We start from the raw sequence: 20419 nt of genomic DNA on the forward strand, positions 1-20419 counted from the left end.
TTATGGGCGACCCTTACAGGGATCCGGAAACGTAAAAGGGCGACCCGATTGGGCCGCCCTCTTTAATAATCTGTGATCGCTTGCCTGTTATTTCAACAGGTTCGGCACAATCGTTACGATCGCTGGGAACAGCGCCAAAATGAGAAGCCCAACAACTTGGATCACCACAAACGGCAGCACGCCGCGGTAGATATGCCCTGTCGTGACTTCTGGCGGCGCGACACCACGCAGATAGAACAGCGCAAACCCGAATGGTGGCGTCAGGAAGGACGTCTGCAAGTTCACTGCGACCATGATCGTGACCCACTTTGGATCGAACGTACCGCCGTAAATAACGGGGCCAACAATCGGGATCACGATGTAAATGATCTCAAGGAAGTCGAGAACGAAACCCAGAATGAACAGCACCAGCATAACGATCAGGAACACGGTCCATTCTTCGTCAAAGCTGCGCAGGAACTGCTGGATGTAATGCTCACCCCCGAAGGAAATCACCACGAGGTTCAGCAATTGCGAACCGATGAGGATGGTGAACACCATACTCGTTACCTTGGCCGTTTCGCGCACGACAGGCGTTAGAACGCCACCAAGCCACAGAACGGCACAGGCGTAGAACAGGCCAAACATCGAGAACAGGAACATCGAGAACGCAAAGATAAAGGCGATGTAGTTTTCAAACGCCACATCTTCTTGTCCGATGCGCATGTCAAAGTTCACGCCAACGATCAGCATCAACATCACAGCGCCGGTAGCCAGCAAGATTATCTTGCCCGACTTTTCCTGATCCGCCAGCTTGCGATAGGCCGCAAGCATGATCGCACCACCTGCCCCAAGCGCCGCAGCCGGTGTCGGGTTGGTAATCCCGCCAAGGATCGAGCCAAGAACAGCAACGATCAACACCAATGGCGGGAACACAACGCGTAACAGATCATTCTTGGCCAGACGCGCGAAGGCAGGCTTCATGGTCCACAGAACCAACAACAGCGGCAATATGATGATCAAGACTGCCACCCCCGGAGAGGTGAGCGGGCTAATCATCAAGATATCGGCAAGCAGGATTAACAAAACCCCAACGGCGCCGATCAACAATGGCGCCGGATTAGCGCTCGGAGATACACCGCGCGCGGTTGTCAGGATCAGTCCAAGCACCAAGGCCAAGATCGCCATGCCCATGCCAATCACAGGAGCATCCGCAACTTTTTCGACCAAAAGCGCGGCGCGTTCTTCATCGCTAAGCGCGCGGGCTTGTTCGGCACCACCGGTCGCTTCGATGGCAGCTTGTTCCGCCACCGCGATGTTCCATGCTTCTTCACCGTGCAGTTCTTGCATGGACGCTGCGCATTCTGGTGACACATTGGTCCGCAGGCTGGCAGATTTCGTCGCATCCGAGAAGCTGTCTACGATCACAGACTGGCTGCCCACAACGCCAAGGTTCATCAAGAACACCAGCAAGATGATCAAACCACCTGGTATCGCAAGGAACCACGTAAGGCCCTCACCCCGTGTGATCGGCTCGCCGTTGGACGCGCCCATTTCTACGGCAGGTGCTTTGCTTGGGTTCAGCAGTGCGTAGCAGAATGCGTAGCCCGCATAGAGCATCGCCAAAAGGACACCAGGTAACAGCGCCGCTTGGAACAATGTCCCAACGGATAGAACCGCCGGTGAACCAAGGTAGGTCAACGCATCCGTACAACCCGCCAAAACAGCGCGGTCTTCTTGCGCCGCGGAATAAAGATCCCCCGCCAAAGTGCCGAGTAGAACAATCACGATCGACGGTGGGATAATCTGTCCCAGCGTACCGGACGCAGCGATCACACCCGTTGCGAGTTCTTTAGAGTATCCAGCCCGCAACATTGTCGGCAAGGACAACAGGCCCATCGTCACAACCGTCGCGCCAACGATGCCCGTAGAGGCCGCGAGAAACGCGCCCACAACAACAACGGACACAGCCAGACCACCTGGCAAACCGCCAAAAATGCGGCTCATCGTGGTCAGAAGGTCGTCGGCAATTTTGGAGCGTTCCAGCGTGATGCCCATCAACACGAACATCGCCACAGCAAGCAGCGTTTCAATGGATTGCCCCGCCAAAACGCGTTCGTTCATGCGGTTCACAACGAAAGACACGTTGCGGTCCATCGCGGTTTCCCAACCGCCTTTGAACACGGCCTCGCTGATGCGCGGTAAGTCAGGGTATCGGAAGACCGATATCGTGTCCTGCTTGATGCCTTCTGCCACAAGCGCTGCAAATTCTGCCGAGCTGGTGTCGATCGCTTGGTGGATCAGGTAGCCGCCGCTATCCAGCGCCGCGATGATCCCGAAGGAAATGATCCCTGCCCCACCAATGGCAAACGCCACCGGAAAGCCGGACAAGATACCTGCGAATAAACACAGGAATACAATGATGAGGCCGACTTCTACGCCGTCTAATCCAAAAAACATCAGTGTGTTCCCTCGTATGCTTCTTCGCCTTCGCCGAGGCTGTCTTTGTCGATATGTTTGCCAATGCTTTCCTCGCCCTCAACCAGTTCCAGATAGGAGCGGTAGAAGAACGCGACGGCCTGCAACATCACCAATGCGGTAAACGTCACCAGCAGCACCTTGAACAAGAAATAGGCGTTGAACCCGTTCGGGCTGAACCCAATGGTTTCTACGTTCCAACGCAGCGCACGCGCCTTGTTGACCAGTCGATCCAGACTGTCGGACGCAGACGGATTGGGGACGACCAGATGGCGCCACATGAAGTACCAGCCATACATCCAAATCAGCACGGCCGCAGGGACCATGAAAATGATCGAACCGATCATGTCGATAATGCGCTTAGTGCGGTGGCCCACTGCGGAATACACCAGATCGACCCGCACATGACCGCCCTGCACGAACGTGTAGGTCACGCACATACAAACGATCAAAGCGTTGTAAAACTTCAGCGATTCAGCCCACCAGCTGACGTCATGGGTCATCGACATGCCGAACCCCAAAGACAGTTCAGACACGGCAAAAACGCGCTGCATAAAGATGATGATGATCTGGACCAGCACCATCATCAGCCCTGCCCATGCAAACGTGCGCCCGACCGTATTGGCGACCCACTCCATCCCTATCACACAGCCCCACATGAAGGGGCGGTAGAAAAACGCAACCGCCGTGACGACGAGGAAGATCGTAAAGAAAGCAAAGAAGAGCTCGGTCGAGCCCCCATAATAGATGAACTTCATCAAGGACACTTTGTCCTCGGTCGTGTTGCCCCAGCTTAGCCAGTCAAGCCAGACGTTTGGATGGCTGACGGCATAGGCGATGTTGTAAAATGCTTCGATGATGTTGGCGAATACCCAGAGAAGGCTATTCCAAATCGCACCGATAAATGTCTCAGCGGGGAGAATGGGATCGGCATCCTCAGGAACATTTCCCTGCAGCCGCTCAAACCAAACCGTGAACCCGTTCTCATAGGATGACCAGAATTTCCCTGCTTCTGCAGCGTCTTCTTCCATGGTTTCCCCCAAAATTCATTTGTTGTGATGTTGTGCCCAAACAAAGGGCCGTTTGCACATGGCCCCGCCGAAAACGACGGGGCCATGCAAATTAGATCAGGTCGAACCCAATCAAGCCGAATTAGCCGCGTACACGGCCACGCTGTGATGTGAACACATCGTCAGACACGGATGTCCAAGAGTACACTTCATTGACCGCTTTTTCTTGGCTTGCACGGATACGCGCAAACAGCTCGTCGTCCATGAACTCGTCAAGCGCACCAGAAGCCGCTTCGCCGAACGCATCCCAGATCTCGTCAGAGAATTCCAAGACCTTAACACCCTGTGCTTTAAGACGCTCAAGCGCTGCACCGTTGTTGTAGTTGGACTGGGACAAGGACCACTGGTGTGTCGCCGCTGCCGCTGTTTCGATGATGGACTGGTGTGTGCCAGACAGCTCGTTGAACACGTCAAGGTTTGTTGCACAGCAAAGTGCGGAACCTGGCTCGTGCATACCACCTGTGTAGTAGAACTCACAGATTTCTTGGAAGCCGAGGCGTTCATCAGCGAATGGACCAATCCACTCAGCACCGTCAATCGCACCGGACGCAAGCGCCTGATAGACTTCGCCACCTGGAAGGTTCTGAACGGACGCACCTGTGCGGCCCAGCGCAAGACCACCAAGGCCTGGCATACGGAACTTCAGACCCTGAAGGTCAGCTGCGGAGTTGATTTCTTTGTTGAACCAACCACCTGGCTGGTGACCTGTGTTACCAGCAAGGAAAGATTTCAAGCCAAAGATTTCGCCAAGCTCGTCGTGCAGTTCGCGACCGCCACCGTGGTAGTACCAGCTGGCCATTTCGCCACCAGTTGCACCGAATGGAACAGCTGTGAAGAAGTAGTAACCTGGGTGCTGACCACCGAAGTAGTAGTCTGCAGAGTGGTACATGTCAGCCTGACCGGAAGACACAGCATCAAACACTTCGAACGCGCCAACGAGCTGGCCCGCTGATTTCTTTTCGATCGTCAAAGATCCGTCGCCCATTTTGTTGACCAGTTCGATCATCTTTTCAGCAGCGTCATCAAAGACCGCAAAGCCGTCAGGAACGGACGTAACCATAGTGAGCGTGCGGTTGCCTTGCGCATAGGCCGGTGCGGCTAGCGTGGTCGCAGCTGCGGCCGTGCCGCCAAGTGCAGAGTTCTTTAGAAATGAACGACGATCCATATAGTATTTCCTCCCATGGAATTTATCGCCAACCTCCATTCGAAAGGTCGACGGATCGTTTAAGTGGGCAGACGTTAGCAACTCAACTTCAGTTGGGAAAGGCTTTCCACAGTCTATTTTTTAAAAATTGTAAAATTTTCTTACCAATTCACCCCAAACCCAGCAACTACAGACACTTCGCCCCTGAAAATACCTGCTTTTAGCCGTACCGCCCGCCCATCAAAACTTCGATTCGGAACGACCCGCTGAGGACAGATACAGCTCACCCAAATGGCCCCTTTAATAAAGTTGCGAAAAAACACCCTCAAACGACATTTTTGCGATTCCGACTGTTGACCCCTTATGAAAGCAAAGGCATAAACACCCAAACGCAAAAGGAGACTTCGAATGCTTAGCATTCTTCTAGTGGTGGATGAGACGCGCATGGGCCGGTAACGGTTGACCATATTGGTTCCCATGCGCCTCCGAATTTTCGGGGGCTTTTTTATGCGATACAGAAATAACGACGACAACGCTGAAACAAGGAAACAAAGACAATGTCAGCTAAGACGATGACCGGTGCAAAAATGGTAGTTCAAGCTCTGATAGATCAGGGTGTGGACACAGTCTTTGGCTATCCCGGTGGCGCTGTCCTCCCGATCTATGATGAGATCTTTCAGCAGAATTCAATCAAACACATTCTGGTGCGCCACGAGCAAGGCGCGGTGCACGCCGCCGAAGGCTATGCGCGCTCAACAGGCAAGCCCGGTGTTGCATTGGTAACATCCGGTCCTGGTGCGACGAATGCGGTGACTGGTTTGACGGACGCGCTGCTGGATTCCATTCCGATCATCGTTCTGACCGGTCAGGTTCCGACATTCATGATCGGCTCTGACGCCTTTCAGGAAGCCGACACCGTTGGCATCACCCGCCCTTGCACCAAACACAACTGGCTCGTCAAAGAAACAGACGCGCTGGCTGGCGTTATCCATGAGGCTTTCCACGTTGCCATGTCCGGTCGCCCCGGCCCTGTTCTGGTGGATATCCCAAAGGATGTTCAGTTCGCATCGGGTACCTACGTTAAGGCACAGCCTTCGCGTTCGCACTACCAGCCACAGGTTAAAGGTGACATCGAAGGCATCACCGATCTGGTTGCCGCCATTGAGAAAGCTGAGAAGCCGTTGTTCTATACAGGTGGCGGCGTCATCAACTCTGGCCCAGCGGCCAGCCAGTTGTTACGTGAGCTGGTTGAGGCCACGGGTTTCCCGATTACATCCACGCTGATGGGGCTTGGCGCCTACCCTGCGTCGGGTGAAAAATGGATCGGCATGCTTGGCATGCACGGGCTATATGAAGCGAACATGGCGATGCACGACTGTGATCTGATGATCAACATCGGCGCGCGCTTTGATGACCGCATCACTGGCGTTCTAGATAAGTTTAGCCCGAATTCCATCAAAGCCCATATCGACATTGACCCTTCCTCTATCAACAAGGTCATCCGCACCGATATCGCGATCATCGGTGACGTAGCGCACGTTCTTGAAGACTTGCTGAAGGTCTGGAAGTCCCGCGGCCGCAAAACCAACGCCGATAAAGTTGGCAAATGGTGGGATGAGATCACGACGTGGAAGAAGATCAACTGCTTGGCCTACACCCAAGACAAAAAGACGATCAAACCACAGCACGCGCTGGCCCGCCTTGAGGAACTGACAAAAGACCGCAAGGACCGCTACATCACCACTGAAGTTGGTCAGCACCAAATGTGGGCTGCGCAGTACCTGAACTTTGAAGACCCGAACCACTGGATGACATCCGGCGGTCTGGGAACAATGGGCTACGGCCACCCTGCGTCCATCGGTGTGCAAATGGCGCATGCTGAAGCGCTGGTTATCAACATCGCGGGCGAAGCCAGCTGGCTGATGAACATGCAGGAGATGGGAACAGCCGTTCAATACCGCCTGCCCGTCAAACAGTTCATCCTGAACAACGAACGTCTTGGCATGGTGCGCCAGTGGCAGGAATTGCTGCACGGCGAGCGCTACAGCTCGAGCTGGTCAGAAAGCCTGCCTGACTTTGTAAAGCTGGCGGAAGCCTTCGGTGCTAAGGGCATTCTTTGCTCTGACCCTGCGGATCTGGACGATGCGATTATGGAAATGCTCAACCACGATGGCCCTGTTCTGTTTGATTGCCTCGTTGAAAAGCACGAAAACTGCTTCCCGATGATCCCATCAGGCAAAGCGCACAACGATATGCTGCTGGGCGATGCAGACACCCAAGGCGTGATCGACGCCAAGGGTTCGGTGTTGGTCTGACGCAATGTTAAAGGCAGCTTTCATACCGGCAGCGTTTGCACTGTCCGCCTGTTCGGGCGGTGCGATGACCCACGTCATGCCCGGTGTGCCGGTTGTTGTGAATGGTAATGCGTTTACTGTGAATGAAACATCGCGCGGCGTCACGATTCAGAACTTTGAAACGGGCCGCACGCCCCCTTCCGAGCTTATTGCCGACGCGGGCCTTGCGGCGGAACGTGTTACAGGCTGCACAGTTACATCAATAACGAAAGACGGTATCGTAAACACATATTACGCCGCCATCACCTGTCCGGCAGACCGTTAGGAACCGTTAACATGGCTCTTATTTACAAGAACTTCGCCATTGTCTCTCTTGGGATGAGCTGCCAGGGCGCGCACCAGATCGAACTGAATAAGGACGCGCTTGACGACATAATGGGGGAGGTCTCTACGAAACGTCGCACCCCTCTCGATTTCCTCGTTGCGCCCCCTGTCGGCGCTGCGGCACTTGTTCGGCGGCAAATCTATTACCCTCGCAATGCCAATGTGCTGCGTCATCTAGACGGCAAACGATACCACTGGGAACACCGTGGCATTTGGTATCTTCACGATGCGAACGCCAGAGAACGTTTTCCTGATTTGTCACAAAGGTTTGCGCATATGGGGGCAAACCTTAAACGCATCGGTAAGCGCCCTACTCTGGCTGTTTGGAGCAATTCCCAACGCAATCTATCCGATAGCCTCGTCGACAGAGACCTAGATTACATCGCGCGTCAAAGTGAACTGGATATGCTTTTGAAAGCACTGCGTAAGCATTGCCCGCGTGCTGAAATGTTGAACGTGGTTGCACAAGACAGAACCGACAGCGCAGACCCGCTGCGCAGCACCGAGCATGTCCCTTACGAAAGTGACGACCACCCCGACGATTGGCGCGGTGACAACACAACATGGACGACAATTTTAAGTGACGCGCTGCAAAGCGACAGAATTCAACGCCTCATCGCAGGCCAGACACATTAATCGTTAGAGAAAAGGCAGACACATCATGTCCCCACTCAAAATTAAACAAGGCTCCACAAGCCACTCCGCCTACAACCTCCGCCCGAACTTCAGTGACGTTGAAGAGCGCCACACGCTGGCAGTTCTGGTTGAAAACGAGCCAGGTGTTCTGGCGCGTGTCATCGGATTGTTTGCAGGGCGCGGCTACAACATCGAAAGCCTGACCGTCGCTGAAGTGGACCACACAGGCCATCAGTCGCGCATTACGGTTGTCACTATCGGCACGCCGCAAACCATCAACCAGATCTGCGCCCAGCTTGGTCGCATTGTTACAGTCCACGAAGTCCACGACCTCACCGTTGAGGGCCGCGCGGTTGAGCGTGAATTGGCGCTATTCAAGGTTGCAGGCAAAGGCGACGATCGCATGGAAATGCTGCGTCTTGCCGATGTGTTCCGCGCCAACGTTGTCGACAGCACGCTGGAAAGCTTCACCTTCGAGATCACAGGCACATCCGAGAAAATCGACGCCTTCGCCGACCTGATGCGCCCAATCGGTCTTGTCGAAATGGCCCGTACCGGCATCGCAGCACTGTCACGCGGCGAAGTGTAAACAACACTAAGCCGTCTGGATGCGCCGACTTTAGATGTAAGCCTAACCTTCGTTGCACCGCGGCGAACGTTTCCTATGAGCCCAAACGCCCCGATGCTGCGCCGTTCAGCAAGCTCCGCTATCGGGCAGGTCACGAAACCGCTCTAGAAATTTCGACCCATTGCCGTAGTTGGACGCGAGACCAAATGCTGCAGTGCGCTTCCCGAAAATTGAGGTTGGTCAACGACGCAGAGATTATCAAATAATTAGGTAGGACAAAAGCAGGCCCGTTTGCAGTCCTGCCTGATCGTCAGAGGTCTGGCGATCGCTAGCGTTCTGGCTTGAGAGCGATTGGTTCATCTGGACGGTTTGACCGTGCGGCGCGCTGGCGTACGGGAGGTCATTGATGTTCGCGGATAAATACTGTCGGCTGAGCCGCCTTTTGCAGTGCTCGAAATCGACGGTAAGGCATTTGACGCTATAGTCCCTTACTCGTAGGAAAGCACTTGATCCGTGAATGTTCGTGTCCGTTCGTGTGATGGTAATGTAAAGACAGTTCCTTGGTCATTTTATTGCAAGACTTCATGGGCCAACCTGTGGTGATCGCGGTCGTCCCCTTTAACCTTGACGCGTCATTCTCCAATCGAAGTTTCTTTTGGTGCAACACGTTCTTGCGTTGCCCCCCTCGGCCTGGTTTCGCACTCAATAAATACGCGAGCTGCGCAGCCCTGGCAGGTTTCACTTCTGGTCGACGCCACGGCCGCGGCGATTGCGGAGCCCTTGCTGTCGAACATGCGGTTCTTTGGTAGGATCTGCAGCAACCCCAATTTCACAAGTTGCTTGGCCAAGGGCGGATAATGCACGACCACAAACAATCCACCGCCTAAAGCTTTTCGTCTTTCTTCTTCGTGCTCCAGCAGCTCGACGCCCGGCAGGTCGACATCGCCGACTCCGTGAAGGATTAGGATCAAATTGATCTGCTCAGGTCGCTCTCGTTGAAGTTTTCGAAGATTCGCGTTGATCGAGTCGACGGAGCCAAAGAAAAGCGGCCCGTCCAACCGCAAGATCAGCGTTGCGGGGCATTCAGGTAAGTTGAACATCTCCGCATTGCGCAGCGTGCGTCGCCCTTCATTTACGTCGGGTGCGCCGATAGCGAGCACAGGGTTCGCACTTTTGCCAAGGAACACCGCCAAGGATGAAAGCGTGCCAATATAGATCGCCATTTCGAGGTTTATGAAAACGCCCACAAGAAAAGTAAGTGCTGCGATGACGGTCTCTCGTGTGCTGGCCTCTAGTAAGTGCCTTAGCTCTTTGAAATTGATCAGCCGATAAGCCACATAGAGGATGAGCCCCGCGACCGAGGCAATGGGCACCATGCCAAGGTAGGGGCTGAACACCATCGCCATGACGACCAAAAACACCGCAGCAAAGATCGCGGCAAATGGGCTCGTCGCCCCCGCCTCTTGGTTGACGCCGCTACGGGTAAATGACCCTGACGCCGGATAACACTGAAAGACACTGCCCACGACATTGGACAGCCCCTGCCCCACAACCTCTTGGTTCGCTGAGAAATCTGTGCGGGTGCGGTGGGCCAAGCTCCGACCGATCGCAATGGCCTCTAGCAGCCCGATCAAGGCAATCGCAAAGGCGCTTTCGGTCAGGTCGATCAGGCCGACGCCCTCGAACGACGGAAGTGCAAAGATAGGATAAGCCGATGGAAGCGCCCCGACGAAGGCAAGATCGGATGCCTGTTCGCCAAACGGCAACACAACCAGCGTGCCCAACAAGATGGCGATCAGAAAGCCGGGCCAACGGGGCAAATACGCACGAAACAAAACCGCGACTGCCAGCGTGACAAAGGATGACAACAAAGCAATCGGATTGGTTTGCGAAATCTGTGTGACCAGCGTTCCCGCCCGGCTTATGATCCCATGTCCCTCAGAGGCGGGAAGACCCAACGCTGGCCCGAACTGGCTGACTGCAATCAGCAGCGCCGCCGACGCCGTAAAGCCAATCATCACGGAATGCGAAACAAAGCCAGCGAGCCGGCCCACACGTGCGAGGGCGAAAGCCAACTGGATGACACCAACCATCAAAGCAAGAGCAATCGCAGCGCGGATAAATTCCGGTGAACCGGGCGAATACGGCCCAGCCAGCGCCCCAAACACAACGGCCGAAATTGCGGTCGTCGGGCCGGACACCATCACCAGTGAAGATCCGAAGACCGCTGCAATGATCGGCGGGATCATCGCCGTATAGAGCCCGTAGACCGGAGGAAATCCCGCGATGGCCGCAAACGCAACAGCCTGAGGCAGAACAATGGCCGCGCCTGTCAGGCCCGCAAATGCATCAGCTCGTAGAGATGCGCCGGTCGTAGAGCCCAGCCATTTCAAACTCTCCCATTCGCCAACGCCCATCACTCTGATGTACTCCAACGAATTTCGCCGATCACCATTTGCGGTGTCCAGTTTCCCACTTAACCGGCTTCATTAAGCAGATCACGTTCGTCAGCATGAGTCGGGTTTGGCTTCTTTAGGTAGGTGACCGCGAGCAAACCGATTGCCACGATCAGAGCCACCAGGCTGATCCATTGGGCCGTTGAAATCAACGCGCCAGCGAGGACAAGGCGGAGAACGATGTTCCCCCGTTTCAGTTTTTCAGTATCAAAGCGTGCCAACGCACTGGCCAAAAGGAACAAGGCGAGCACGACTTTCAGCAGCAGGTACATGAGCGGCAGAAAATAGACCTTTCCGTCATAGCCCTGCAGATACTGGACCTCGCTGCCTTGCGTTCCCGTAGGGTCAATAAAGGCTGCCTCGATAAGCAGTATTTCTGGGTGAAGGGCGAAGACGAAGGGGATGGCGAACATCACGACGCCTGATTTTACAGCCGAAAACCCGGTCGCCATGGGTTCAGCCTTTGTAATCGACGCCGCGGCGAAGGCGGCAACAGCAACGGGCGGCGTTATCGCGCTCGCGACGGCGAAATAGAAGATAAACATATGCGCCGTGAACGTGGAAATCCCGAGTCCCGCCAACACTGGACCCATGAGAAGCGCCACGTTGATATAGGCTGGAACGGCTGGCATCCCCATCCCCAACAGGATTGCGATGAGCATCGTTACTAGTAGGGCAATCAATTGGAACCAAACTGATCCGCCTTGTCCCAATTCCATTGATCGTAGCCAGCCCAGAACATCGAGCGAAATGTAGGTCGGCAGGCCAGTGAACTGGAGACAGAAATCAATGACCGATACTGCAAGAAACATGAGGTAGAGCGTAGAAATCAAACGGCCGGCGTCAGAGAGAGCGTCCAAAATCTTACGTGGTTTCTGGCGTACCTTTGGGTCGACAAAAAGGAGACCTAAAAGCAGTATTACGGCCCACCAGCCGGCGCTGCCTGCATCGCCCGCAGAGTTCCAGACCAACTGCTGGTACCAACTGAGGCTGACAACCTCACATTGGCCATCGACAAAGACCCTTTCAGCGCCGAATAGCCCCCCAGCAAATCCACAGCCGACCGTTTCCTTTGATGTAACAAGTAGGGCAAGGATCAAAAGGATCGGACCAAAGATCATGAGCAGGTTCAAGAAGTCCTGACGATCAAGCAACATGTCGTCAGTGAGGTCACCGATGGCCTGAATGTTCTGTTTGCGGGCCTGAAAGACTGCTGACAAAAACAAGCACAAGAAAAACGCAAACGCTGGCAAGATCGCCGCCACAATGACTTCGCTGTAAGGTACCACCGTGAGCGACGCCAGAATGAAGGCAGCCACACCCATCACAGGCGGCATGATCGACCCACCAGAGGAGGCCGCAGCCTCGACACCGCCAGCGAAGACCTTCGAAAAGCCACGTTTTATCATCATCGGGATGGTCAAAACGCCCGTCGACAAGACGTTCACAATCGGGCCGCCGGAAATCGTACCGAAAAGGGCTGAGGATACGATGGCCGCATGGGCCGGACCTGCCCGCAATTTACGGGTCCATCGGAAGGCGAGTTTGATCATCGAGTGCCCGCCCGCCGAGGCACCAAACAGGCAGCCTAGCACGAGATACGGAAACACCGTGTTGAGCATGATGTCCAGGAAACGACCAAGTATGCCAGAGGCGTTATTGACCAAAATGTCGTGCATTGTAGCGCGGCCATCCGCGAGCGATCGCGGCTCGCCACCAAGAATAGTCACGAGGTATTTGTTGATGTCATCAGGGCCGTGAAAGTACCAAACCAATATCGTCGCAAGCGTATAGAGACTCACAAGCATCGCGACGGCGACCAGCGGAAACCCCCAAACTTTCACGTTGTAAGCAAGGAAGATCGCCACTGCGACGCCAATGATTAAAACAAGCCAGCCGCCGGTATTCCCAATACATTTCGGATCATCAACAGTCTTGGGTTCCGGAAGCCCATAGAGGGTGGCAAGCTCCCTCTCGATCTCAAGCGCTTGACCGATCAATCGCTGTCTTTCACCTGTTATTTGATCGACAAGGCAAATGGATTCAATTTCGACAAGGTACGTAAGCGAGATTGTCAGCGCTGCGATGACCAGCGCCCAATCCAATGCGCGCCCAATGTTGCGCCAGAGCGGGCCTTGATCATACCACGCGCGCCCAATCGAGTGACGCAGAGCAACGCAAATCATCATCAAGCTAAAGAAAATCGGATAGAACCATTCGGTTGGGAACAAACGGATAGTTAACCAATCCAAACCGGTAACAGATCGAATGCTGGCATCAAGACCAGGAATGCTCGGGACTGCGTTCATTAACCCAAGAAGGACAATGACAACAGACAGCGGATAAAGAAATGCGCTCGCTTTTGGGGGCGTTGGGGCGTTATCCGACATGATCTGTCTTTCCGGTAAAAGGAACAAAATCGGGTTCGGGCGTCGTATCCGCCCGAACCCTTAAGTGGTGTCACGTATTTAGGGTTTTGCGCAGTCTGGGATCGTGAACCCGGCTTCTTCCCACGCGCGAACCGCACCAGGGTGATAGCGGACTGGACTTGGCCCACACATGCCAGATCTTTCGGGATCGGTTTCACCCAGCCACGCGTTGGCCATAAAGATGCCTTTGGAGTGGTAGACGTCGATGTTCTCGATAAAGGCGCGGGTCAATTGGTAAGCCAACTCTTCATCCATATCGACGTTCACGGCATCTCCACCGACATCGCCATAACCTCGGAAGAAACCATCTTCTGAGGCGACCGAAATATTTGGCCCAAACAGACCGTCTTCAATCGGCAGTTCAAGTGCGACAACGCCCGGGGCTGATCCATAACGCTGCCCCGACTCGCCTTCGAATATGTCCTTGGGGAAGGAGAAGACGGTAACGTCACCAGAGGCTGAGATTTGTCCCACACGTGCGTCTGGGGTACTCATCGGCAAAACCTGTGCATCTGAGCCGCCGCCAGCAATGGTGCTTACGGCTTGGCCCCAGTTCGTTTGAACGCCAGTGTAACCTTCACCTTCATTAAAGCCAGTTGCCAAAGTTATCAGCCCTCGGCCCTTCGTCAAAGCAGCGCCACGTGGCGGCCCGTTGAAGATGGTAGCGCCCTCCACGCTGTCCCAGCCGTCGAAGTCTGAGCTGTCATACGCGCTAAGCGCATAGACCGAGAGCCGGTAGGTGTAGAGCATGGCCACGTTGTCAGCCAACTCCGCCCCATTTTCTGGGCCAAGTGCTGCGTATGGGCCCGCGCCACGAGACATCAAGAATGGCAACAATGACGGCACCGCAGCGATATCAATGTTGCCTTCGGCTAGGTTTTGCAAAGAGTTTGTCAGCGTCTGGCCGGTTCTGACCTGCAAATCCGCCACGCCTTCCAAGCTGGCGACTTCGGCAAGTGTCAGAACGGAAGTCCCCGGCACCCCGGTTGGGGCGGCGGTTTCCGCGATCAGGTTCGTCTGTGCGGACGCAATTGATGCGCAGATGCTGCTGACGGCGAGTGTTAGGGTGAATTTTGATATTAAGGACATAGTACCTCCCAGTGTTGTCCGAGTTTTGGTGTCGGCTACTCCCAATAGCCGATCAGAATTCCGCTCTCTTCCTCCTTGTTGCTCGCGGCATCGATTTGTTCTTGGGAGAGCGTAATGCGGTTCTTTCGTGCCGTTAGGCGGTCGAATAGCTTCTGGTGCATCTTTGCACGTCGTTCCACGTAGTCGGGATGTCTTCCCAGATCGTTGAACTCATCCGGGTCATTTTGAAGGTCGAACAGTTGCGGCGGAAAACCCAGGAAATGTACGTATTTCCAATCCTCAGTCCGGATCATGTAGCCACGGCTGTCGTCCGTTCCGGTGCCCAATGCCTCGCGTGCGCCATAGAATGCATAGTCGATCTCTGAAAATACAGCGTCGCGCCATTCGGCTTCGGGTTTTCCGTGCAACAATGGCGACAAGGACTGACCCTCAAGGCGATGATAGGCAGGCGTTTCGCCCACGGCCTCCACGAAGGTCGGGACGAGGTCAATCGCCTCCACCAGAGCATCGCTCGCTGTGCCACGCGTTGCATCGGCCTCGGGTCGGGGATCATAGACAATCAAAGGAACCCGGACGGAACACTCATGGAAGAGTTCTTTCTCCCCCATCCAATGATCTCCAAGGTAATCGCCGTGATCCGAAGTGACGACAATCATGGTGTCCTTGGCGCGGCCCGTCTCTTCCAGCCAATCAAGGAGACGTCCCAGATGATCGTCGATCTGTTTGATCAGACCCATATAGGCGGGCATGACTGTTTCTCGTACACCCTGACGGGAGAAGGCTTCGCTTGCGCGAGCTCCAGTGAAGGCCTTGTAAACTGGGTTCGGATCCTCAAGTTCTTCGGAGCGTCGCTGGACCGGTTGCCATGTCTCTGGTCCATACATGTCGTGGTAGGGGGCCGGAGCGATATAAGGCCAGTGCGGTTTAATGAAACTCAGGTGGCACAGCCACGGTTTGTCGCCCTGTTCTTCGATGAATTCCATCGCGCGGTTTGTCATGTAAGCGGTCTCAGAATGCTCTTCCTTAATCCGAGCAGGCAAGTTCGAATTCTTCAGATACCAGCCGGAAAGCAACTCGCCGTCCGGCCCTTCGGCGGAATTTGCATAGTCATTCCAAGGGTTTTCACCCTCATAGCCTTGCTCATTCAGCCACTCGTTGTAGCGTAAATTCTTCGGCCTTTTTCGCAAAAGCGGCGTTGGGTGAAGACCATCGTCGCGTTCATAGGGATCGAAACCCGGCTGGCCGATCTTGACACCAATATCAGTAGATTGGTTCAGGCCGAGGCGGGCCATGCCTTCAGCATCTGGCACCATATGGGTCTTGCCAACAACGGCAGTTGTCACACCTGCCGGGCGCAAATAGTCCCCTAACGTTAACTCCCCAATTGGGAGCGGAACGCGGTTCCAAGTGGAGCCGTGGCTAAATACCGTCCGCCCCGTGTAACATGAGGCACGCGATGGCCCGCAAACAGGCGACTGAACATAGGCACGATCAAATCGTACTCCCTTACCGGCAAGTCGGTCGATATTTGGTGTGTCGAGATGCGGATGACCATAGCACGAAAGGAAATCCCAACGGAGTTGGTCGGCCATGATGAACAATATGTTTTTGACATTAGCCATGTGCTAACCTTCTGATCTGGAAGTGAAATATGGATACGACTGAATGTCCGATTGAGCGGCCTGTCGCGTTCTGGTGTAGGCTTCAAATCCTTCAACGACGGGATCTGGCTGCCAATCCAACAGTGCCTTTTGATAGCTTTCTCGTGCCGATACGCGTTGGAACCAGGCAAACAAATGCTTGGCTTCCTCAAACGGCCACCCCATCAAACGGAAGCGATGCACATTGGGCATCCAAGCGATATCGCTAAGGGTAAAGTGTTCGCCCTCAAGAAAGGTTCGCCCGTCCGCAAGCCGCGCATTCAACTGCTCAAACCCATCACCAGTGCGGGCGATAGCGGCGTTGATCTTATCAGGGTCAAATCCACGCGCGAAATCTTCGCGGAACTTAAGCAACCACTCGTTCTTGTGGCCTTTCTGGAAGGCTTCGACAACTTCCTTAGGAGGTGGCGGGTTAGAACGGAACAGAAATTCAAAGGTCAGCAGCTTGAGATCAAGTTGCGCTGCATCGGCCAACTCCAACATGGTCCGGTCGCTGACATCGGCAAGTTGCGTATCTGCGCCTGCAACCTGCCCGATGATATCTATACTCTCGATGTAAAGCCGACCGTCCTCGACCAACGCAGGCACCAACCCTTTTGGGTGAATGCGTTGATACTCGGGCGTTGCGTGCTCGTCCTGCTCAAGCCGGATCACATTACTCTCGAAGTTTTTACCGCTTTCAGCCATCGCGATCCGAACCCGCTGTGAACAGCTGGACATCGGAGCGTGCCAAAGGTGCAAGCCCCTCAGAGACTTGAGGCTGGTGTCTTTAGATTCGATTTCAGGCAACTGACATATCCAATTCTACGGCTTCCTGACCCCCGTCGGGGCACTAAACTTGACTAACTTAGAGCTATAAAACTATATCAGTCCAATACTCATTGATCACATTAACATGCGGTTTCGATATGCTGATAGATCCTCGACACCTGGAACATCTCGCCGTCATCATTGATGTTGGCACGCTTCAGTTGGCTGCCGTGAAGATCGGCACGTCACAACCCGCGCTCAGCCGCATGATCAGCAATTTAGAAAAGCGGATCGAAACACCGCTCTTCGAGCGCAGCACCCGCCCAATCAAACCTACGCCAATTGGGCTAGAATTGGCTCAGCAAGGTCGTTCTATCAGGACCGCACGATTGCGCGCGGCCGAGGTCGTCGACCTTGGTGCGCGTGGCTACTTGGGTATTCTCAAGATCGGGGCACCCCCTTTCCTGTGCAAAAATCTCATGTCCGAAGCCATCGCAAGTTTTCTATCTGCTCGCCCAAATGTCCGGATCGACCTCATACCCGACTATCAAGTTGGCTTGATGGAGCGGGTTTATCTCAATCAAGTCGACATCGCTGTGGGGCCATCAAAGTTTGTTGCCGAAGGTGATACCGACTTGATCCTCGATCCGCTCTTCAAAGACCGCAACGTTATCGTGGGCCGCAAAGACCATCCGCTACTTCAAGCCGCATGCACCTCCACGACCGAGTTTTCCGATGCTACATGGGTTGGGCATTCTGAGAAGAGTACGCTGAGAGCCGACATGGAAGCCTCTTTGAGGCAGATCGGGGTGATAAATCCGGCGGTTGCTTGCCAAAGCGGATCCGCGGAGGCGGTCCTAGAGCTTCTACGGGTGACAAATTTCCTTACGGTCTTGCCAAGGTATGCGATACGGCCGGACGGCTCGGACGGCCTGACGGTGGCCAAATTCAGAATTCCAAGCCAAGAGTTGGAAATCAATGCGATATCATTGGTGAGTCGCACCGAAACCTCGTTGGCAACCGACTTTAAGCGACATCTGAAGACGCAAGTCTCGGCGCGATATTCTAGCGGCGTTTGAAGCGTTTGAGCGCCATATTGATTAAACAACAATCGCCCCGTGAACATTGTCGCAATCTGACCCGCCAACAGATCTTCGACCGAACCTGCTCAGGAAGTCTACATGTACATTAACTTGGCGGGGCCGCGGGATGCCAGGCGATCACAAAGGTAATGTCGCCATACGAGCGCATTTTTGTCCCGTTAGGACTGATGACGGAGCCTACACTTGCAAGCCACTCGTGTTGAGGCGGTCGCAATGACACAGCGTTCGAACCGAGTTAAGTTCTGTTTGGGGCGGCTCATCGCTTCGAACGAACGTACGCTTCATCATATCGGGATTGTATTCTTACACTTGCCCGCAAGTGGCCTCTTTTCGCCGATGTCAAGTTCCGCTGCAAATGCGTTGTAGAGAAAGCAGCCATTCGTTCCAAAGTTACGAACGGCAGCCCTGTCCCGCATTGCCGTCTTTCCAATTCAACTCTGAGAGCGCTCCAGTTGCAAATACTGCAATCACAGGCTGAACCCTCGCAAACTTGCGACAAAATCCCACCCCTTTTCTTATCGCGCATAGCCCGCTGCGACGAATGCGCATTTGCTTAACGGGTCCATTGCTATAGCTACGTCGCAACCAACAAAAACCAACAGGCGCGATACATCTCAATGACAAACCCTCTCCCCGAGACTGACTCGACGAATATGGCTGCCCGCGATTGGGTTCGTGTTTTAGCGAAATACCGTGAACCGGATGCGATGCGCAGCAGTTTTGAGCTGGCAGTCAGTGCGGTTCCGTTCATCATGTTGTGGGTTTTGGCATGCTACATCGCGCAATACAGCTACCTAGCTGCCTTTGCGATTTCGGCGGTTAACGGCATGTTTTTGCTGCGTCTTTTCTGCATCCAACACGATTGCGGCCACGGGTCGTTTTATGACAACCGCAACGTTTCTGACTGGGTTGGCCGTGTTTTGGGCGTCGTGACGCTGACACCCTATGACGTTTGGCGTCGGACCCATTCTATCCACCACAGCCACGCAGGCGACCTCGGGTTTCGCGGCATTGGCGATGTGATGACCCTTACCACAGAAGAGTACCACCAACGCACACCGTTTGGCCGATTCCTTTACCGCGCCTACCGCCACCCGATTGTGATGTTTGGCATTGGTCCGACTTATTTGTTCCTGCTGCAGCACCGCCTACCGCTCAGCTGTATGGACCAAGGCCGCAAGTATTGGATTTCCGCCATGGGCACCAATGCCGCCCTCGCCGCCATCCTGACAGCTATCGTTTACTTTGGCGGATGGCAGGCCCTGTTCTTGGTCTTCCTCCCGTCAACGATCATCGCCGCGTCCGTTGGGGTTTGGCTGTTTTACGTTCAGCATCAGTTTGAAACGACCCATTGGGAAGAAACCGAGGACTGGCAGTTACACGATGCCGCCCTTCACGGCAGCTCACACTATGACCTGCCGCCGATCCTGCGTTGGTTTACGGCCAATATCGGTATCCACCATGTGCACCATCTTTACAGCCGCATCCCGTTCTACCGCTTGCGCGAGGTTCTAAATGACCACGAAGAGCTGGTGGATTGCAGCCGTCTAACCCTACGCCAAAGCTTTAAGTCCGCACGCCTAAACCTGTGGGACACGGGTAGCCGCCGCTTGGTGTCCTTTGTCACGGCGCGCCAGCTGCGCAACGTTAAATAACTGCCGAAAAAATGCCCCTCAGTTACTGGAACTGAGGGGCAACACCCATAGCACGCTTGGGGAACGCGCCAGGCGCTAACGCATCGGGCTGAGCGGAGCGATCAGCCAACCCGACAACGAAAGTCTTCGTATCTAGGGATAAGGGTTGTCGTTAGGTGCCCATTAGGACGCAGGCATCAGCCCTGCTTCCTGCGCGGCCATCACTTCAGCCATATCCAGCAGGCCATCGCCCGTGGTGTCCATGACAGTAAACTCAGCGTCGGTCAGTTCAGGGTAAACCGCACCAACTTCTGGGTAGCTGTAAAAGCCATCACCGTTTACGTCGATGTTCGGATCTGCCTCTTGGGCGCTTGCTGCACCTGCGATCAGAACGAAAACGGCTGCACTCAGTTTAGTAAACTTCAACATAGTTTTGTCTCCTTTGGACATGGAGGGATGCACGCTGGCATCCCGTGACATGAGGAGTATGGCCGCCCGACTTTACGATCCATTCCGACCCGACGAAGCGGCAGAAATGCGCAATGGGACGCGTGTTTTGCGCGCGCCCTTCGGCGGAGCAACGCCGCAATACAGGGATGCGCTGAACCTAGCGCACAGCGACCTTCACAACTGGCAATGCGCCGCGCAATTGCGCCAGATATCCCTGTTCGTGATGTCGTGGTGAGAAAAGTCCGTGTCGCCAAATCACCTGAATCGTTCCTTACATGGCGCTACGCTTGCCCC

16 protein-coding genes are annotated in these 20419 nt (G+C 54.5%); 7 read left to right on the plus strand and 9 right to left on the minus strand.

The window, feature by feature from the left end:
- Positions 1-87: 87 nt before the first annotated feature.
- From OSB_RS09375 to OSB_RS09385, 3 genes are all read right to left on the minus strand, one after another.
- A complete protein-coding gene (locus OSB_RS09375; RefSeq protein WP_049834747.1) occupies positions 88-2439 on the minus strand; it encodes a TRAP transporter large permease in 2352 nt (783 codons plus the stop codon).
- Positions 2439-3488: a TRAP transporter small permease subunit gene (locus OSB_RS09380; protein ID WP_049834748.1), complete on the minus strand. Its 1050-nt coding sequence runs from the start codon at positions 3486-3488 to the stop codon at positions 2439-2441. The genes OSB_RS09375 and OSB_RS09380 overlap by 1 nt, the downstream gene beginning before the upstream one ends.
- A 121-nt stretch (positions 3489-3609) precedes the next feature.
- Positions 3610-4692, minus strand: a complete 1083-nt coding sequence (locus OSB_RS09385; RefSeq protein WP_049834749.1) for a TRAP transporter substrate-binding protein — start codon at positions 4690-4692, stop codon at positions 3610-3612.
- A gap of 536 nt (positions 4693-5228) precedes the next feature.
- On the opposite strand from OSB_RS09385, the gene OSB_RS09390 reads away from it, so the two are divergent.
- Genes OSB_RS09390 through ilvN form a run of 4 tightly spaced genes read left to right on the plus strand, consistent with a single transcriptional unit; the run spans position 5229 to position 8574 of the window.
- Positions 5229-6986: an acetolactate synthase 3 large subunit gene (locus tag OSB_RS09390; protein WP_074202214.1), complete on the plus strand. Its 1758-nt coding sequence runs from the start codon at positions 5229-5231 to the stop codon at positions 6984-6986.
- Positions 6987-6990: 4 nt separating this feature from the next.
- The gene (locus tag OSB_RS09395; protein ID WP_049834750.1) at positions 6991-7290 is read left to right on the plus strand and encodes a hypothetical protein; all 300 of its coding nucleotides are present in this window, start codon (positions 6991-6993) and stop codon (positions 7288-7290) included.
- 11 nt (positions 7291-7301) lie between these two features.
- The gene (locus OSB_RS09400; RefSeq protein WP_049834751.1) at positions 7302-7985 is read left to right on the plus strand and encodes a hypothetical protein; all 684 of its coding nucleotides are present in this window, start codon (positions 7302-7304) and stop codon (positions 7983-7985) included.
- Positions 7986-8010: 25 nt separating this feature from the next.
- Positions 8011-8574 (plus strand): acetolactate synthase small subunit, encoded by a 564-nt coding sequence (gene ilvN, locus OSB_RS09405; protein WP_049834752.1) that lies wholly within the window; start codon positions 8011-8013, stop codon positions 8572-8574.
- Between the two features lie 611 nt (positions 8575-9185).
- On the opposite strand, the gene OSB_RS09410 is transcribed toward ilvN, so the two are convergent.
- The 5 genes from OSB_RS09410 to OSB_RS09430 form a co-directional block, all read right to left on the minus strand.
- Complete coding sequence (locus OSB_RS09410) at positions 9186-10988, minus strand: SulP family inorganic anion transporter (protein ID WP_143831237.1); 1803 nt, start codon at positions 10986-10988, stop codon at positions 9186-9188.
- Positions 10989-11029: 41 nt separating this feature from the next.
- Positions 11030-13399: a TRAP transporter permease gene (locus tag OSB_RS09415; RefSeq protein ID WP_049834754.1), complete on the minus strand. Its 2370-nt coding sequence runs from the start codon at positions 13397-13399 to the stop codon at positions 11030-11032.
- A 78-nt stretch (positions 13400-13477) separates the two neighbouring features.
- Positions 13478-14527 (minus strand): TAXI family TRAP transporter solute-binding subunit, encoded by a 1050-nt coding sequence (locus tag OSB_RS09420; RefSeq protein WP_074202215.1) that lies wholly within the window; start codon positions 14525-14527, stop codon positions 13478-13480.
- 35 nt (positions 14528-14562) lie between these two features.
- On the minus strand, positions 14563-16149 hold the full coding sequence (locus OSB_RS09425; RefSeq protein ID WP_049834755.1) for an alkaline phosphatase family protein: 1587 nt from the start codon (positions 16147-16149) through the stop codon (positions 14563-14565).
- Between the two features lie 3 nt (positions 16150-16152).
- Positions 16153-16977 (minus strand): glutathione S-transferase family protein, encoded by an 825-nt coding sequence (locus tag OSB_RS09430; protein ID WP_327196174.1) that lies wholly within the window; start codon positions 16975-16977, stop codon positions 16153-16155.
- Positions 16978-17096: 119 nt separating this feature from the next.
- Here OSB_RS09430 and OSB_RS09435 point away from each other — a divergent pair, with 119 nt between their 5' ends.
- Positions 17097-18017: a LysR family transcriptional regulator gene (locus OSB_RS09435; RefSeq protein ID WP_049834757.1), complete on the plus strand. Its 921-nt coding sequence runs from the start codon at positions 17097-17099 to the stop codon at positions 18015-18017.
- Between the two features lie 641 nt (positions 18018-18658).
- Positions 18659-19696, plus strand: a complete 1038-nt coding sequence (locus tag OSB_RS09440; RefSeq protein WP_049834758.1) for a fatty acid desaturase — start codon at positions 18659-18661, stop codon at positions 19694-19696.
- Between the two features lie 162 nt (positions 19697-19858).
- On the opposite strand, the gene OSB_RS09445 is transcribed toward OSB_RS09440, so the two are convergent.
- The gene (locus OSB_RS09445) at positions 19859-20104 is read right to left on the minus strand and encodes an EF-hand domain-containing protein (protein WP_049834759.1); all 246 of its coding nucleotides are present in this window, start codon (positions 20102-20104) and stop codon (positions 19859-19861) included.
- Positions 20105-20162: 58 nt separating this feature from the next.
- Here OSB_RS09445 and OSB_RS09450 point away from each other — a divergent pair, with 58 nt between their 5' ends.
- The gene (locus tag OSB_RS09450) at positions 20163-20360 is read left to right on the plus strand and encodes a hypothetical protein (RefSeq protein WP_049834760.1); all 198 of its coding nucleotides are present in this window, start codon (positions 20163-20165) and stop codon (positions 20358-20360) included.
- Positions 20361-20419 lie beyond the last annotated feature (59 nt).

The sequence above is a fragment of the Octadecabacter temperatus genome (assembly GCF_001187845.1).
GTDB classification, from domain to species: Bacteria; Pseudomonadota; Alphaproteobacteria; order Rhodobacterales; family Rhodobacteraceae; genus Octadecabacter; species Octadecabacter temperatus.

Coding starts and splice junctions, on each gene's coding strand:
- ilvN (WP_049834752.1), top strand. CDS start 8,011: ATGTCCCCACTCAAAATTAAACAAGGCTCCACAAGCCACTCCGCCTAC.
- OSB_RS09380 (WP_049834748.1), bottom strand. CDS start 3,488: ATGGAAGAAGACGCTGCAGAAGCAGGGAAATTCTGGTCATCCTATGAG.
- OSB_RS09400 (WP_049834751.1), top strand. CDS start 7,302: ATGGCTCTTATTTACAAGAACTTCGCCATTGTCTCTCTTGGGATGAGC.
- OSB_RS09385 (WP_049834749.1), bottom strand. CDS start 4,692: ATGGATCGTCGTTCATTTCTAAAGAACTCTGCACTTGGCGGCACGGCC.
- OSB_RS09415 (WP_049834754.1), bottom strand. CDS start 13,399: ATGTCGGATAACGCCCCAACGCCCCCAAAAGCGAGCGCATTTCTTTAT.
- OSB_RS09445 (WP_049834759.1), bottom strand. CDS start 20,104: ATGTTGAAGTTTACTAAACTGAGTGCAGCCGTTTTCGTTCTGATCGCA.
- OSB_RS09435 (WP_049834757.1), top strand. CDS start 17,097: ATGCTGATAGATCCTCGACACCTGGAACATCTCGCCGTCATCATTGAT.
- OSB_RS09450 (WP_049834760.1), top strand. CDS start 20,163: ATGGCCGCCCGACTTTACGATCCATTCCGACCCGACGAAGCGGCAGAA.
- OSB_RS09375 (WP_049834747.1), bottom strand. CDS start 2,439: ATGTTTTTTGGATTAGACGGCGTAGAAGTCGGCCTCATCATTGTATTC.
- OSB_RS09420 (WP_074202215.1), bottom strand. CDS start 14,527: ATGTCCTTAATATCAAAATTCACCCTAACACTCGCCGTCAGCAGCATC.
- OSB_RS09390 (WP_074202214.1), top strand. CDS start 5,229: ATGTCAGCTAAGACGATGACCGGTGCAAAAATGGTAGTTCAAGCTCTG.
- OSB_RS09440 (WP_049834758.1), top strand. CDS start 18,659: ATGACAAACCCTCTCCCCGAGACTGACTCGACGAATATGGCTGCCCGC.
- OSB_RS09395 (WP_049834750.1), top strand. CDS start 6,991: ATGTTAAAGGCAGCTTTCATACCGGCAGCGTTTGCACTGTCCGCCTGT.
- OSB_RS09425 (WP_049834755.1), bottom strand. CDS start 16,149: ATGGCTAATGTCAAAAACATATTGTTCATCATGGCCGACCAACTCCGT.